The sequence below is a fragment of the Planctopirus limnophila DSM 3776 genome (assembly GCF_000092105.1).
In the GTDB taxonomy this organism is placed as follows: Bacteria; Planctomycetota; Planctomycetia; order Planctomycetales; family Planctomycetaceae; genus Planctopirus; species Planctopirus limnophila.
Map to the genome: position 1 here is coordinate 3,904,251 of NC_014148.1, position 15,304 is coordinate 3,919,554.

Annotated in this window: 11 protein-coding genes; 8 read left to right on the forward strand and 3 right to left on the reverse strand. The window is 52.4% G+C overall.

Annotation, left to right across the window (positions count from 1 at the left end):
- The first annotated feature begins 66 nt into the window (after positions 1 to 66).
- The 5 genes from PLIM_RS15490 to PLIM_RS15505 all read left to right on the forward strand — a co-directional run bounded on the left by PLIM_RS15490 (position 67) and on the right by PLIM_RS15505 (position 7,830).
- On the forward strand, positions 67 to 1,416 hold the full coding sequence (locus PLIM_RS15490) for a metallophosphoesterase family protein (RefSeq protein ID WP_013111268.1): 1,350 nt from the start codon (positions 67 to 69) through the stop codon (positions 1,414 to 1,416).
- Entirely contained in the window at positions 1,413 to 4,970 is a 3,558-nt protein-coding gene (locus PLIM_RS15495) for a YhaN family protein (RefSeq protein WP_013111269.1), read from the forward strand. Before PLIM_RS15490 ends, PLIM_RS15495 begins: the two co-directional genes overlap by 4 nt.
- Before the next feature lie 165 nt (positions 4,971 to 5,135).
- The gene (locus PLIM_RS24440; protein WP_155523251.1) at positions 5,136 to 5,303 is read left to right on the forward strand and encodes a hypothetical protein; all 168 of its coding nucleotides are present in this window, start codon (positions 5,136 to 5,138) and stop codon (positions 5,301 to 5,303) included.
- Between the two features lie 78 nt (positions 5,304 to 5,381).
- Entirely contained in the window at positions 5,382 to 6,353 is a 972-nt protein-coding gene (locus PLIM_RS15500; RefSeq protein WP_013111270.1) for a TIR domain-containing protein, read from the forward strand.
- Positions 6,354 to 6,504: 151 nt separating this feature from the next.
- Positions 6,505 to 7,830 (forward strand): SIR2 family protein, encoded by a 1,326-nt coding sequence (locus tag PLIM_RS15505; RefSeq protein WP_013111271.1) that lies wholly within the window; start codon positions 6,505 to 6,507, stop codon positions 7,828 to 7,830.
- A 16-nt stretch (positions 7,831 to 7,846) separates the two neighbouring features.
- On the opposite strand, the gene PLIM_RS24595 is transcribed toward PLIM_RS15505, so the two are convergent.
- Positions 7,847 to 8,065, reverse strand: a complete 219-nt coding sequence (locus tag PLIM_RS24595) for a hypothetical protein (RefSeq protein WP_041401930.1) — start codon at positions 8,063 to 8,065, stop codon at positions 7,847 to 7,849.
- Between PLIM_RS24595 and PLIM_RS15515 the strand changes: the two genes are divergently transcribed.
- From PLIM_RS15515 to PLIM_RS15525, 3 genes are all read left to right on the forward strand, one after another.
- Positions 8,064 to 9,704, forward strand: coding sequence for a DUF4153 domain-containing protein (locus PLIM_RS15515; RefSeq protein WP_052301600.1), 1,641 nt, complete (start codon positions 8,064 to 8,066; stop codon positions 9,702 to 9,704). The genes PLIM_RS24595 and PLIM_RS15515 overlap by 2 nt on opposite strands.
- Before the next feature lie 429 nt (positions 9,705 to 10,133).
- Positions 10,134 to 10,379: a hypothetical protein gene (locus PLIM_RS15520; RefSeq protein ID WP_013111274.1), complete on the forward strand. Its 246-nt coding sequence runs from the start codon at positions 10,134 to 10,136 to the stop codon at positions 10,377 to 10,379.
- Between the two features lie 172 nt (positions 10,380 to 10,551).
- On the forward strand, positions 10,552 to 12,477 hold the full coding sequence (locus PLIM_RS15525; protein WP_013111275.1) for a hypothetical protein: 1,926 nt from the start codon (positions 10,552 to 10,554) through the stop codon (positions 12,475 to 12,477).
- A gap of 339 nt (positions 12,478 to 12,816) precedes the next feature.
- Here PLIM_RS15525 and PLIM_RS15530 read toward each other — a convergent pair whose 3' ends face one another.
- On the reverse strand, positions 12,817 to 14,316 hold the full coding sequence (locus tag PLIM_RS15530; RefSeq protein ID WP_013111276.1) for a J domain-containing protein: 1,500 nt from the start codon (positions 14,314 to 14,316) through the stop codon (positions 12,817 to 12,819).
- 99 nt (positions 14,317 to 14,415) lie between these two features.
- Positions 14,416 to 15,222, reverse strand: coding sequence for a hypothetical protein (locus PLIM_RS15535; RefSeq protein ID WP_013111277.1), 807 nt, complete (start codon positions 15,220 to 15,222; stop codon positions 14,416 to 14,418).
- Positions 15,223 to 15,304: the final 82 nt, after the last annotated feature.

A 15,304-nucleotide genomic window follows, 5' to 3' on the forward strand; every position in this document is an offset into this window, starting at 1 on the left:
GCACGAGTGCCCAGTTCTTGTCCGGGTTCAATACTGATTCCCTCCCTGCAGTGACGTTTTCAACCCATGCCCTCTTTTCTGCACGTAGCCGACCTGCATCTCGACAGTCCGAGAAGTGGACTTTCCCGCGATGCCAGTGCCCCGGTTTCTGAAATTCAGCAGGCTCCTCGCAGAGCACTCGAGCGATTGATTGACGAAGCCTTAAGGCGAAAGGTTTCCGCAGTCGTGATTGCTGGCGATCTTTACGATGGCGACTGGAAAGACCACCAGACGGGTCTCTTCTTCGTGAGGCAGGCCCAGAAGCTGGCCGACGCCAGGATCCCGGTGGTGATGATCACCGGCAATCACGATGCCCAGTCAGTCATCACCCAGCAGCTTCCTTTACCCCCCAACGTGAAAGTTTTAAGTGTCGATGCACCCGAGACATTCCTGCTCGAGGATTGCGGTCTGGCACTGCATGGGCAAGGTTTCAAGAACCGGGCCGTGCCGCAGAATCTGTCGGCGAACTATCCCGCTAAAATCAACAGCCTCTTGAACATAGGGCTCCTGCATACGTCGCTGACAGGCTTCGAAGGGCACGAAGTTTATGCCCCCTGCAGCTTGAGCGATCTGGCCCGGACCGGCTACGAATACTGGGCCTTAGGCCATATTCATAAGCGGCAGGAATTTCCTCTGGCCAGTGGCGGGATGGCGGTTTTTCCAGGAAATCTGCAGGGGCGCCATATTCGTGAATGCGGGCCCAAAGGCTGCGAAATCATCGAGTATCAACCGAATGGAATTCTCCAGCGAGAGTCAATTGTCCTCGATGTCTTTCGTTGGGAACTGCTTTCGATTTCAGTGGACGGATTATCTTCCCGAGACGAAATTCTCGCACTGATTGAAGATCACCTGCGCGCTTTTCGCACTTCCGCAGATCCCCAACCACATGCCCTGCGCATCGAACTGATGGGGGCCACAACTTGTCATGGTCAGCTCATCGACCGCCAGCGGGAACTTCGTGCCGAAATTCAGAGCCTGGTGGTACAGTCAGGAAGTGGCAACTGGTGGCTCGAAGACCTTTCGCTCCGCACAACTTTTCCAGAGGCATCCATCGATGCCGCTTTGACCAGTGCTGCCTCTCAGGAATTGCTGGCATTGGCCCGGTCGGAACTGCAGGCAGCCCATTCCTCTCCCGAACTGCATCGTCTGATGCAAAACCTGACTGAGGATTTGCGGAAGAAGCTCCCTGCGGAAATCTCGTGGAGTGATGTCCTTGGCCCCACCTCTTCGCACGCTGCAGGCTCTACGACAAACCAGGCATCAACTAATGCTGGAATCGAGTGGAGTCCACTCCTGGAAGAATCTTTAGCACTTCTTTCGGCTCGGTTGGAGCAGCCCCAGACACAAGTCTCCACAGGTCGAAAGGGGCGGTCATGAGGATTGCTTCACTCCATCTGGAAAATGTCGGCCCATTCCGCAAGACGACCTGGAACCTCGATCCATCCCGAGGTTTTCAATTGTTTATCGGGCCCAATGAGGCGGGCAAAAGTACCGCACTCAGGGCCCTGGCTGATGCTCTGTACGGCTTTCCTCATACCTTGCCGGATGGTGAGTCCTTTCAACCTTATCGGGATCGTCGTGTTGGTCTCTCTTTGATCAGCGATGATGGCCAGCAGCTCCGTTTTCTCCGCCGCAAAGCAACCAAACAGGCCTTGCGTGGCCTGGATGACAAAACGGTGGTCGACGAAGCCGAATTGAGCCGGTGGCTGCAACAGGTGGATCGTACCCGCTTTGAACAGTTCTTCGGGCTTGACCATGCCCGGCTGGTTCAAGGTGGTAACGAACTGCTCAACTCGAAAGGAGATATCGGGACCATCCTCTTCGCAGGTTCTCAGCTACAAGGAGCACCGCAGATTCTTGAAGCGCTGTCCCAGGAGGCAGCCAGCCTGTTCGCCCCTCGAGCACAGAATCCCCCCATCAACAGCCAGATCCGCCAACATGCCGACCTGATTGCCAAAGTCAATCAGTTGATGGTCAAGCCACAGGCCTGGCGCGACGTTCAAACCGAGTTTGATCAGGCAAGTACCACCAAAGACAAGCTGCAGTCACAACTCAAAGAGCTGGAAAAACGAGTCAGCCATCTGGCGAGGCTCAATGCCGCCTGTACTCCGGCCCGGCAACTTCGGCAGATCAGGCAGCAACTGAAAAGCTATGCCGACTTGCCCATGCTCGATGAAGAATTTTTTGAAAAGGTGGAAACTGTTCGCCAGAAGATCTTCAGTGCTGCTCACGAGCAACGAGTCAAGCTCGACGAATTGCAGCAATTGAAATCCACCCTCGATCAATTGCCTCCTGTCGAATCGATCTGGCTGGAACACGAAAGCACCATTCGCGAACTCGTCGAAACACGCGGATCAATTCAAAAGGCCCGCAAAGACACTCCCAAAGTTCAAAAAGAGCTGCTTCTGGCAAAAGCCAGACAACAGACCATCCTCGATCAGTGGAAATGGGCTCCTGCGGATCAATCCGCTTCGATCCCCAGGAGACTCCGTAGAGAGCTCGAAGCACTTCAGGCCGAGTGGCTGGTACTCTCCGAACGCAAAAAAGCACTGACAGATCGTGCACAGGCCCTGGCCAAAACCACAGCCAGAATTGCCAGCGAACCAGTCGATCGTCGAGAGACGTTGCGGCAAGAGCTGGCGAAAACTCAAGCGACGCTGCAAACAGCCGCTTCACTGCTCGAAGCCGATCAGAAGATCAGAACTCTCCGCATCAGCCAGACGACACTCGAACGAAACGTCGCCCAGGCCTGGCAGAAGCTTGAACCACAAACGCTCATGAGCCAGTGGGCGGAAGCACACACACTTTCGGAACAGATCGCACTGCTCTCGTCAACGAACATTCCCCCTCACGACGTGATCGAACAGTTCCGCGAAGAAATCGACACCTGGCACCAACAGGTCCTCTCAGCGGTGGCCGCTCTCGAAAAAGCACGGCTCGAACAGTCACACGCCATCGAAGAGCGGCAACGACTGCGCACATTGATTCTGCAAGCCACGCCCGAAGATCTGGCCGCCGCTCGAAGTGAACGTGACCAGCTCTGGGCAAAGTTCCAGCAACAACTGGAAAGTGAACCGCGACCAGACCATCAGCAGCTGATCGAACAGGCTCAGATCGTGCAGCAATCCATACAGCAGGCCGATCAACTGGCTGATGCACTCTTCAAGCAGGCCACCAATGTCTATCGCGATCAAGAGCTGGCCCTGCGAACGGAGCAACTCTCAACTTCCATCCAGCAACTGCAAGAGCGACTCACCACCCAGAAAGATCTCGAAAGCCAGGCAGTTCATCGCTGGGAAAACTTGTGGAGTTCAACAGGCATCTCGCCCCGATCCCCTCGCGAAATGCTGGTCTGGTCTCGCATGGCACACGAGTTGATCGAACTCGGCGAAAAGCTCGCGGCAATCAACGACGAACTCACCGCTCACGATCAACAGTGCGAAATCTTCTGCCACCAGTTCGACACTTCACAGAGCATCGAGTCCGATGCTCCCGAACCTCAACCTTTGCCCACAATTCATGCACGGCTCAAGATCGACGACCAGAACCTGCTGGAAAGAATTCGTGCTGCGGACCTGCTCGAACTCGACAGGCAACGTCTGAATGATGATCAGACAGCCTATCAACACGATCTCGAAGCCTGGCAATCGACCAGCCAGGAGTGGGAACTCCGGTGGAAAGCCGCCATCCTGGCCACTGGCTGGGAAGAGTCGACCACACCCGATGAACTCGCGGAGTTGTTAGAACAGTTTCAACTTCTTGAGCAGACACAGAACTCAATTCAAAAGCTCGAGGAGAGACTCTCGGGTATGGCCGAAGATGAATCGACCTTTCAGGAACAGATCTTCGATTTTGTCCGCACGTCGATTCCCCTTGAAGCCGAGAACCTGATTGCCAGCTTCCCGCCCGTTGAACTTTCGCAAGCCATCGAGACTCGACAAAATTCCGCCCGCGTGCAGCAGGCTCAATATCAACAGCAGCAGGCCACTATCGAGCGTCTGACTGCCGCTGTGGAACAACTGGGTGATGCACTGGAACTTGCCCAGGAACAACTGAACCAGGCTCTCAGGCAGGCCAGGCTCAAAGAACCCTCCGAATTGACGGCACTGCGAGAGAAATGCCGCCTTCGTAGAAAACTGATCGATGATGCCGTTCACCACGAACTCGAACTGGCCCGGCAATGCGGTACCAATTCGGTCGAAGAGCTGATTCAGCAGGCACTCGAAGTCGACCCAGCGACACTCCCTCCGGAAATTGAATCACTCGGACAGGAAATCAGTTCCTTAAGAGAGCAATTGGGACAAGCGACGGCGCGCCTGGAAGCCGCCCGCCTGGCATTGGCAGGCATGAGTGGAGAATCGAAAGCGGCGGAATTGAATGAAGAAGCCAGTGATCTTCGCCGGCTGATTATACAGGATAGCCGGGAGTATCTGCGATTAGTGACTGCCGCCGAGCTCTTGCGATCCGCGATCAAAACCTATCGAGAGCAGCATCAGGGGCCGGTCTTTGCCCTGGCTGCGTCGATCTTTACACGCATGACGGGCGGTGTGTTTGAAGGTTTGCAGATTGATTCCGAGGATGGTTCTCAAGAACTGCTGGTGCGTTGTCACGATGGGCGCACGCTGCGAGTGACTGAACTTTCGACAGGCACCGCCGACCAGCTCTTTCTGGCCATCCGGCTGGCGTGGATTGAAGAGTACCTGCATCAGCACCCCCCCTTCCCGCTGGTGCTGGATGATGTGCTGGTGCAGTTCGATGATGAGCGCACGCGTTATGCCCTGGAGGTGCTGGGAGAACTCTCTCGCCGCACTCAAATCCTGTGCTTCACGCATCATGAACACCTCAAGGAACTGGTCGAACAGACGCTGGAACCCGACCAATACGAGATCCACTCCCTCCAGCGCCTTCGCACACCTCCTTTCAAGAGCTGAAAACGCCTCATTCGACTCTGGCAATAGCTTGTGAATAGAGATTCCAATACGTGAACCTGTCGCTCAGTCCGAGTTGGTGGGTTGCGCAAAGCCTTACCCCACCCTGATTGCCGCTATGAGAAAGCTCCTGACCATCCTCAACGCCATGATTAAAAATCAAACCCCATGGAAAAATCCCGCACCAACAGCTTGATTCTCAAGACAGTCGCTACCTGTCTATTCTTACGCGAAGGCGCGAAGATCTCGAAGGAATGGCGACAACGTGTGGGTGCCTCCAGCGAAAACATGCCCGGTCATTTCATGCTGCAGTTCAGCATGCATTTAGCTGCCTGAATGGAATTGACAGCGAAAACCCACAAGATAACCTAAACGCTGTTCACTTAGATAAGATTTTAACGTTTGGGAAAGGCAATGAATTCAGCCAATCGAAAGAAGGTCGCAGTAATCACTTCATATGTTCAGCAATCATTTTCCGAAAGTGATTGGTACGCGATTGGGCAGCTTACAGGTCAACTCAACACAATCTCAGGTCACTCGAGGCTCTTGCGAGCGTTGAATTTTGGAGACGACGACTATTCTGGTTGCGCAGCGGAAGTTCTTGACAGAATCTTCTCCGCAAATGAATCGGCCATTGATGAGGTGATCGACCACTTCGACATCGACCTTTGGTACCAGCAGAAAAGTCCTGAAAAGTACAACAGACTGTTCTCCGCCGCGGCCTCGTCCTCTGCGGACTTTTGGAAAAGTGGTTTTCTTAAGTTATTCGTTAGCCATCTTTCATCCAATAAGACTCGAATGTCTGCACTCAAAGCTGGGCTGGCGACTTGGGGAATTTCAGCCTTCATCGCACACGAAGATATCGAGGCATCTCGTGAATGGAGGGATGAAGTCGAAGCCGGCTTGGAAACGATGGATGTGCTTGCGGCCGTCGTAGAACCAGGATTCAAGGAATCAGATTGGTGCGTACAAGAGGTCGGTTACGCCCTAGGCCGCAAAATCGATGTAATTCCACTACGAGCAGGATTAGACCCTTTTGGTTTCTTTGGAAAGTTTCAAGGAATTCAGATCAAAGGGCGACTTCCCGAGCAGGTGGCATGCGATATTACACAAGTTCTTCTCAAGAAACCTCAATATAGAGAGAGGCTCATCCAAAGCATATCAATAGCCTTTTCAACACTGGCTTCCGAGAAAAAGATCGAAAATATTAACACGCTAGACGAATGGTCGATTCTTACCGACATTCAGTTGAAAACTGTGGTCGAGCAAGCCGCGATGTCAGGGGCTGAGAAGCAAGCGGCGAAGAATCTGATCGCTCGCATTGGAGCATTCAAAGCAGCAGAAGTCGAAGTCAACCTGCCTGACGACGATGACATTCCGTTTTGACAGCGAAGCGAATCACGTTGAGTGGAATACGATAGTTTCAATTGGCGGCGTATCGCTGGTCACTGGAATTAAATAGCGGACGGCATCTAAGTTTTTTGCGATCCATCCAAATGAGAATTCTCTTCTAAGAAATGCAAAGGTATTTGAACATATGGCGGAGCGCAGACATCGTTTTGAAGGCTTGGTGCCAGAAATGCTCATACAGAGTATCCGCGATCATCGGTGCGTGCTTTTCGCTGGCGCCGGGATGTCAGCCCAAGCTCAAACTCAAGACGGCACACGCCTCCCGACTTGGAGTGCTCTGCTCGAGCGAATGCTGAACTGGTGTATCGATCATCGAGTTCCACTTCGGGCTGATCCAGCAGAGTTCAAAGAGGTACTGAAGCGTGGGAGGTTGCTCGTTGTTGCTCAAGAACTTCAGCAGAGTCTCGGTAGCCAGCTAAACACTTGCTTGTCAGCAATTCTCCATACCGGCAAGACAACACCAAGTGAAGCACATCGTTTGGTATCGAGAATTGATTGGGTTGCTGCGCTTTCGTCTAACTATGATGGACTGATTGAAGGGGCCTATGCACTTGAAACTGGTGGCATCGTCCCACCAGTTTTCTCTCCTGCCGGAATTGGTCAGGCTCTCGATTGCCTTCGAAGTAACCGCTTCTTCGTCTTGAAAGTGCATGGCGATGTCAATCTCCCCGGCTCAATAGTGTTAAGCAACCGAGACTATTCAAGACTTCTATATTTGAGCCCCGGCTACCGATCTTTTCTTGAATCTATCTTTTCAAACTATACCGTTCTATTTGTAGGATTTGGCGGGAATGATCCAGATCTTGATGGAATAGTGGATAGACTATCCACAATCTACGAACATAGTATCGGACAGCACTTCATATTGATTTCTGAGGATGAATTTACTGCGCTCGAACGTAGGCGTCTACTTGAAGACAAGCGCCTAGACTGCATTACGTATCGACGGGATGCCTCACATTCACAAGTCGTCGAATTTCTTTGGGCGCTGTCACAGCGGTTAACTTCAAAGGCAGTCGTTAACACGCCGTTTGCTAAAGACGAGAACAAACAACGCGCGTTCATATCTGGGAGTTCTCGACAAATAGGCATGCTTCGCGAAGTGGCCGAGATAGCAAGGCAGGTAGGCTTTGATGTGTGGTACTCCGAGACAGAGATCGCTGTGGGCGATCGTTTGGTTGATGTGATCGCCAAGTGTATCGACGAGGCGGACTGTTTCATTGTTATTCTGTCAAAAGAGTCAGGGGAGTCTTCTTGGGTTCACTTTGAAATCGGCAGGGCCTTTGGAGCGCACAAAAAGGTGTTTCCAATCCGCATTGGTGATGCTCCTGTACCCTCAGACCTGATGAACGTTGTCTACCTGCAAGTCAGCGAGCCACCATTTAACGCTGAAGATAAAGAAAAAATCATGATGAACCTGGCGAGATTTCTTAAGCCCACGAAATCTAGCTAGGCACTCACCTTCCGCGTCAGGCCCACCGCTCGCTTCCCACACTCCCTTGAACTCCACCGTCTTGACGCAACATCCCATCCAGCCAACCCGTGGCATTCCGCTTGCCGAGTACGATATACTTGGTCTTTCTGAACGGATTGTCATGATGGGCTGAGCGTCTGTTGGTCGTGTTCGCAGTGGCGGGATGGTCACGGGAGGGGAGCATGGAGGAGCGTTCGAGGCTGCCGATCAGCATGCCGTCGTTTTTGACCGATTCCCGCGTGCTGCCGAACTCCATCGCGGCGGAGCAGCTTGCCGCCGAAAGACAGGCCACAGAGCGACTTGCTCAGGAACAATCCCCCGCCCGGCTTGGGGTGGCCTGGCGGGAGTTGCTGGCGGTTCTGCTGCTGGTCGTTCTGGGCGATCTCACCCTCTACCGGGGCCACGGGTTTGGCGGGTATGCCCTGCTGCTCGCGGCGGCTCCGCTGGCACTGCTCCTGGGTGCCGCCCGGCATCAACGCCCCTGGCAGGTCCTCGCCGCCACGGTCATGATCTGGGGAGCCGCCCTCCGGCTGGCGTGGTGCGGCAACTGGCTCGCCTTCGCACTCGGTGGCGTACTCCTCATCTGCCTTTCCACCAGTCTTGCCGGTGCCGGGATGTATTTGGGAGATGTCCTCAGGTGGCTGGCTTCGTTCATTCCCAGTCTCTTTCGCGGCCTGGCCGATTACGAAGCGACCTTCCGTCAGCGGGTGAGCCTCCGCTGGGGATTGCCGGCCCAGGCGATCCTGTGGGCCTACCTCCTCCCGCCGATTTGCGCCGTGATCTTTCTCGGGCTGTTCATCCAGGCCAACCCCGATGTCTCGCTCTGGGTTCAGCAACGCCTGCTCTCCTTTCAGGAACTCTGGTCGCAGGTCTGGTCAATCATTGGTTCTCCCTATCGGATGGGCTTCTGGCTGATCTGCGGCTCCGTGGCGATCGGACTCATGCGGCCGCACCTGATGACCCTCTATGAGGTCTTTCAGACAGAACCATTGGAAGACTTGAAGGTTGATAACACATCGCGGACCGATCTCTACCCCGCCTATCGCAATACGATCCTCGTGCTGATTGTCCTCTTCGCGATGTATCTCGTTTTTGAATTCGTGACGATGTGGACGCGGACCTTCCCGCCGGGCTTCCACTATTCGGGGTATGCGCATGAAGGGGCCGCCTGGCTGACAGTGGCCTTGGCGCTGGCGACGATCATGCTGTCGATCATCTTCAATGCCTCGATGATGACCGACCCGCGCATGCCCGCACTGCGGAACCTGGCCATGATCTGGGCGGCAGAGAACATCCTGCTGGCGCTGGCGGTCTACAACCGGCTCTTAATCTATGTCGGCTTCAACGGCATGACGCGAATGCGGGTCGTGGGGATATTGGGTGTCACCAGTGTTCTGGCGGGAGTGGTGCTGGTGATGATCAAGATTTCGCGGGGGCACAGCTTCGGCTGGCTGCTCAAGAATCAGATCTTCGTGGTGGCTGTCGCTGCCTACCTATATGCCGTGCTGCCAGTGGATGGCTGGGTAATGACCTACAACGTGCGGCAGGTGCTGGTGGGCAACCTTCCACCCAGCGTGCAGATTGCCCACCATCCCACCACGACCGAAGGCTGGCTGGCACTGCTCCCCCTGCAACAGGCCGAGAACCAAGTCATTCGCGAAGGGGTGGTCGAAATGTTGACCAATCACGAACGCCGCCTCAAAGACGTAACGCCCATCGACTGGACGGCCCGGCAACTGGCGGACGAACAGTTCCTGCGAGCCGTGGCACTCCCTGAAAACGATAGCTTGCGAAAGCCGATCAAGCCCGGCGCGGAAGACCGGTTTCGCTCGTTTTCGTTTCAGTGGTATTAGCGCGGGCTCGATGAACAAGACGAAACTTCCAGTCTCGATGCAGGGCTGAGTACAGTCTGCGAAGCTTCAGCGAGATACTGCGCCGCTTCCCATGAGCAGGGGAGTTGACCAGTGGCTGCTGTGCTGATTGGGGCGCAGTTTTCCGTGGTTGAGCGAGTTCTTGATCGCAAGGCATGCAAGCCCTGTCAGTTCTTCCTATTAACAATTGGCAACAGCATGTTTCATTTTTGAAACATGCTCGCTCGTCACTGCGTTCATTCTCCTCCGTAAATCCTCGTTAAATCGAGTGTTTCCCCTCAACTGGCCGGTTAGGTATGCGAAATGCACTGATTTGGTAGCAGTGACCGGAGCAGGTCTGAATGTTTCAAAAGGCGAAGGGAGTCTTTTGTTTTCTGTGATTGGTTTTCTCTGATCGAGAAGGTGTTTGCCATGGAACCAGTGGCCAACCGGAATGACGGCAACCTCTACGCGTCGAATACCATCGAGCCCAGCCTCATGTATCTGCTCGTGGGGATGGGTGTCATGTTCTTTCTGGTGCTCACCTTGATTGGTGTGAACGGCCGGGGAGAATCCACAGGCGACAAAGTCTTCCCGAAGACGAGGCCATCGGCTCCGGCAGATGAAGTCCCTTCCGAGCCCTCGCCAGAAATTGGCGGCTTGCTTCCCACGAATTGAATCAGAAGGATTCACGATTGCTGTGGATTGGCGTTAAGACGAATTCTTGCGCTGACCGTGGGTGAAGAATTCCTCCCACTTGAGGCGTCACTGGTCATTTGGCTGAAAAATCGTCAACGTAAAGCAGAGAAGTTTCTCATGTTTTACGCTGTCCATCTGCCAATGGTTGACCATGAGTCGTCCTGCTGAATCGCCTACTCCCGAAGAAATCTCGCCGGTCTTTCGACTGAGTGACAAGACCACGCTCTTCCCGGTCATTCACGAGAGCGGTGATTTCTCCGTCGCTATTCGCCGGTTTTTACTACACCACAGCTTCGATTGCCTCGCTGTGCCGCTGCCACCTTCCTTTGCCGAAGCTGTCGAGCAGGCCATTCTGCAATTGCCTTCGGTTTCGATTGTCCTGCAGCGGGAAACCGCCATTCCGACTGTGAGATCGTGGACACCACCTGCTGAGACGCGGGATGACGATGAACAGCCGGAATTTTTTACCCGTGCCGCCAGCTATGTGCCGGTTGAACCTTGCCAACCAGTCATTGCCGCTCTTCGTGCAGCCATGGAAGAACGGATTCCCCGGGCATTCATCGACCTCGAAACCGATCACTTTGAATGTCATACCGCCGTCTATCCCGATCCTTACTCACTCAAGCATACGACTCCTGAAGCGTTTGCTGCAGCCATTCTCCCTGCGATTCCTCCACCACCGGGAGAACAAGCCTACGCCCGCATTCATACCATGGCTCATCGCCTGCACGAACTCGAACAGCGGTACAACTCGATTCTCTGTATCTGCTCGCTGACAGATTGGCCATGGATTCGCAAAGCGTACCAGGATCGCCTCCCCCAAGTGACAGACGACCAGGTGGAATCGGTCGAAACGTTTGCAGTCACTCCGGAAACACTACATTTCATGATGGGTGAGCTGCCCTATATCACCGGTCTTTATGAGCGGGCACGAGCCGAGTTGGAATCCGATGAGAACCTGAGCATCGACGGCGTCAAAACCATGCTGCTCGCGACACGCGATGAATATCGCGAAGACCTGGGTTCCCGCGCACGCAAGATTACCCCTAAGCTTCTCAAGACGTACTTTCAGTATGTCCGTAATCTCACACTGATTCAGAAACATCTCACTCCTTCGCTCTATACGCTGATCTCAGCGGCTCAGCAGATTGCTGGAGATCTGTTTGCCGTGCAACTGGCCGATGTGGCTCAGCAGTACGGCTATCCACCTCTGGACGGTGTTCCCCCTTTGCGCATGGGCATCAATAAAGCCGCCCTGCCGGATGGAACTTTCTATGGCATGAAAACGCGTCTGCCTGGTCAGACCCGGGTCTGGTGTACCCTAAAGCTCACACCCAAGCCACCTCAACTCCAGCAGCAGGATTGGCAGTCGCGATGGAATCCATTTCGCCAGTGCAGCTGGCCACCAGAAGATCTGGCGATCGAGAAATTCCGCACGCATATCAAGGATTCTGCAATCGCGTTAATGGGTGCTGATCTGGCCCGCAGTGAAAAGTTCACAACCAGTTTGAAGGATGGTCTCGATATGCGCGAGACGCTTCGCAACTGGCATTCGGGAGAGTTGTATGTTCGTATTAATCCGCCCGCCCGCGGGAATCTCGATTGCGTGATTATGCTGTTTGATTCCCCCGCCGACCCGCGCACTTATCCCTGGCGGGTGACGTGGCATGCCGAGCATCACGATGAATCGACGCTTTCACTCTTTGCGACCGATTACCGCGCCAGTATGCAAGGCCCGGGGATTGGCATGGCGACTTATGGCGGTGCCATGTTTTTATTTCCGCCCCGGCCGATTCCCGATATCTGGCGGTCGAGGCATTTCGATCATGCCGACACTCTTGAAGAGCGGTTGATTATGGCGGCTTGTCATTACTCGCGGGAAAAGCATATCGCCATGCTCAGCCCCCTTCCCCCCGGGTTGGCATGGAAGAAGATTGCCCAGCGCTACGGCAAAAAACTGATCCACCTGCCCCTTTCGAGATTCAGCCAGGAGACAATCGAAAAGCTCCGCGTCTTCCATGTACTTAATGGAACCAGCGTTCGCAGCTACGCCGCTCATTTTATCCGCAAAGGCTGAACTTACCCCAGTCGCTATTATGTCCCAGAGAAGTCAGGCCCTTCGTTGAAGCGCAGGTCGGCCTGATGTGCTACTTTTGTCGCTTGAAGCGAATATCTCAGGCGATCTTCGTTCAACGTTTCTAAGCAAGACATCACAATCGCTCATTATTTTCTTTCCCGTATACTTCTGATACACCTTTCAATACCCGAGCATCACTCATTCGTCGTAAGATTTCGAGAATGTCATACCAATCCATTGAACCACATCTTCGTACCGACCACAGCGGTGCCAATCGAGATTAATCAGGAAGAACGCGTTGAGACTTCTTGAGACAAACACTATTTCACGAATTATTACTTATCGATAGATCTGGCAGATCCTAAGCAGACACAACAGAGGGTCGTCCGCTGAAAGTTTATCTATCCGTTCTATAACCTCTGAATCAATTGGAACACAATCCTTGAGAACATTAAGAACCTGGAAATACTCTAACTGTTGGTACAGGCAGAATCTCAGTAATCGAAAACGAAGTGACTGATAATAAAAATGCCACGATTTCAGTCCAGAACGAAGCACTGGGTCACGAATGAGATGGCGACGGATCTCATCACCATCCAGAGCAATGTAATGACCACACTTACTTAACCACAGTTGTTCAATTTTGACTTTTATCGCCTGAAACCAAATAGTCCCCTTATCCCGCAATATTTCCAGACATAGAAGCGTATCCTGCGGATTAATCAATAACTGTAATAGAAGTTCGTCAACCATTTCATTCTGGAGCGTCTCATTCTCGTATTCCATTTCAAAAGCGACTTTAAGGCACATTCGGCATAGAGATCGAACGGATTGTGATGCCTTCACGATAGATGGGTTCGTGAAACTCAGTTGCTCAGAGCTTATAAGAAGACAATCTGCACGATCCAAAAGATGATCACCATAAAACCCACTAACAGTAAACTCACTCAGAGCACTTTTACAGTGTTGAATAAGCTCGTCTTTCTGAACTGGTTCATAAACAATCAACATCTCCAATAAACAGACAATGATAGCTAACCAATAAGAACAGTCATCCACAAGCATTTCATCAAGTCGATGAAACTCTTGAATAACTATTTCGTCTTGATCCCTCTTAAAATACAACTGCCATCGCACTCGCAGAAGCTGTGTTTGAAGTGTACGAAACGCAGGATCCAATATCAGCTTCCAAAAATCTCTTCCTGTGGTTAATTCGGGGTGATTCGAACACTCCCTCGTCAACAGCCGTTGAGACTGTAAGCTCAAGCCATACTTCAATGCATAACTCAACAGCAGATTCAGAGATGTCGTCGATGAATCTAAATGCGGCTGAAGCGTCAGCAACCAGTATCTTTGCAGCATCTCCCGCTCAATATGAGGATGAGTCAGACTTCTTCGCGAAAGAACTTCGTAAGCAAGATCGACTTTCCCGGATTTCGCCAATTGCCACGGATCACTATCAAGACATGACAGATATGAATGATCTGCGTCCTTGACAGAAGCTTCCATACCTCTAAAAGCATCTTTTGAATCACACTCAAGGATAACTTCATCTTTAAATGGACGAATCATATCAGGAGTCTGCATTTGCTCGCCGAGAAGAAGAGCAAAATCGTCTGATCGTTTTTTCGCATCAGCATAGGGAAGAAGTACCTCATACGCCTTCCGAATCTTCTGAAAGGCCTCAGCGTCGATTTCAGGCCGAAACCGCTTAATCAGCTTTGAATAGACCCGCTTTAGATCACCACTTGAAAATGATCGTCCCATCCCCATTAACTCCCAGGGATTTTCTGGCCACTTCGAGAAATCATCAGGGAGCGAGTGAGCATCGGTACCCATTATTACCTGCACGCCAGAGGCACCATCACATTACGAAAACACAAACTAACTGCACCATACTGACACTAAGACTTGAACCACTATCAATCTGGGAAAGGATCAACAAAGCCAGATAAACAGTACCGAACCTGCCAACAAAATGATCGCAACAAAAACAACACAAGTCTTACTTACTACAAACTCCTTTTTGCGATGAGTCCAGGTGCCCCCCCATTCCGGATCAATGACATCAGGAAAATATTTGCGATGCCAATGGCTTGGATTGTCCGAATGTAATAACTCGCCAAACCAGTCTCCACCAAGCGATGCGAGCTTCGGATCAATCCTTCTCAACTTTTGCGACTCAGCCTGCCACTCCATCGGCTTATCAAAGAATACATCGATTTTCTTGCGATAGAAGTCCCCCTTCTCGGTGGGCCACGTGACATACGAATTCAGGATACATTTGCCCAAATACTTGAGGTGCACTGATCCGAGATGATTGATTTCAGAGTTGATATCGAGCCCGCGTTCAAGATGTTCCAGCAGTCGCTTCAAGCGTAGGTGTGGCTGACACAAAGGCCTCAACCGCTCATACTCCCGTTTACGATCCTTCGGAGGGTAACCTAAATAGCGAGAAAAGAAACTGCGAAGTTCCACCTCAACCTGGGCTTCATTGAGCTGCTCCCAGTGCGATCGATCAGTCGGCGTCCATAATGTCTCCGGCTTTCCCGCCAGATACTTAACGGCATGATCTAATGCCTCATTACTTGTAAATCCAGATTTCTCCAACGCGCTTAAAGCAACGGCTTGTATATCATCCACTTCCGCTCCTGTTTCCAGGCCCAGAACAGACCTCCCCCAGGCGAGATGGTGCTCATCGATCACAAAATTGTCTCTGGTTTCAGGTAGAGGATCGTTATCCATTCTGATGAACTTTCATGAATCGATAATTGAGATTGCTTTCAGCAAAGAACACTCCGACATGATTCCTTATACTATTACCTCA

Coding starts and splice junctions, on each gene's coding strand:
- PLIM_RS15490 (WP_013111268.1), top strand. CDS start 67: ATGCCCTCTTTTCTGCACGTAGCCGACCTGCATCTCGACAGTCCGAGA.
- PLIM_RS15495 (WP_013111269.1), top strand. CDS start 1,413: ATGAGGATTGCTTCACTCCATCTGGAAAATGTCGGCCCATTCCGCAAG.
- PLIM_RS24440 (WP_155523251.1), top strand. CDS start 5,136: ATGGAAAAATCCCGCACCAACAGCTTGATTCTCAAGACAGTCGCTACC.
- PLIM_RS15500 (WP_013111270.1), top strand. CDS start 5,382: ATGAATTCAGCCAATCGAAAGAAGGTCGCAGTAATCACTTCATATGTT.
- PLIM_RS15505 (WP_013111271.1), top strand. CDS start 6,505: ATGGCGGAGCGCAGACATCGTTTTGAAGGCTTGGTGCCAGAAATGCTC.
- PLIM_RS15515 (WP_052301600.1), top strand. CDS start 8,064: ATGCCGTCGTTTTTGACCGATTCCCGCGTGCTGCCGAACTCCATCGCG.
- PLIM_RS24595 (WP_041401930.1), bottom strand. CDS start 8,065: ATGCTGATCGGCAGCCTCGAACGCTCCTCCATGCTCCCCTCCCGTGAC.
- PLIM_RS15520 (WP_013111274.1), top strand. CDS start 10,134: ATGGAACCAGTGGCCAACCGGAATGACGGCAACCTCTACGCGTCGAAT.
- PLIM_RS15525 (WP_013111275.1), top strand. CDS start 10,552: ATGAGTCGTCCTGCTGAATCGCCTACTCCCGAAGAAATCTCGCCGGTC.
- PLIM_RS15530 (WP_013111276.1), bottom strand. CDS start 14,316: ATGGGTACCGATGCTCACTCGCTCCCTGATGATTTCTCGAAGTGGCCA.
- PLIM_RS15535 (WP_013111277.1), bottom strand. CDS start 15,222: ATGGATAACGATCCTCTACCTGAAACCAGAGACAATTTTGTGATCGAT.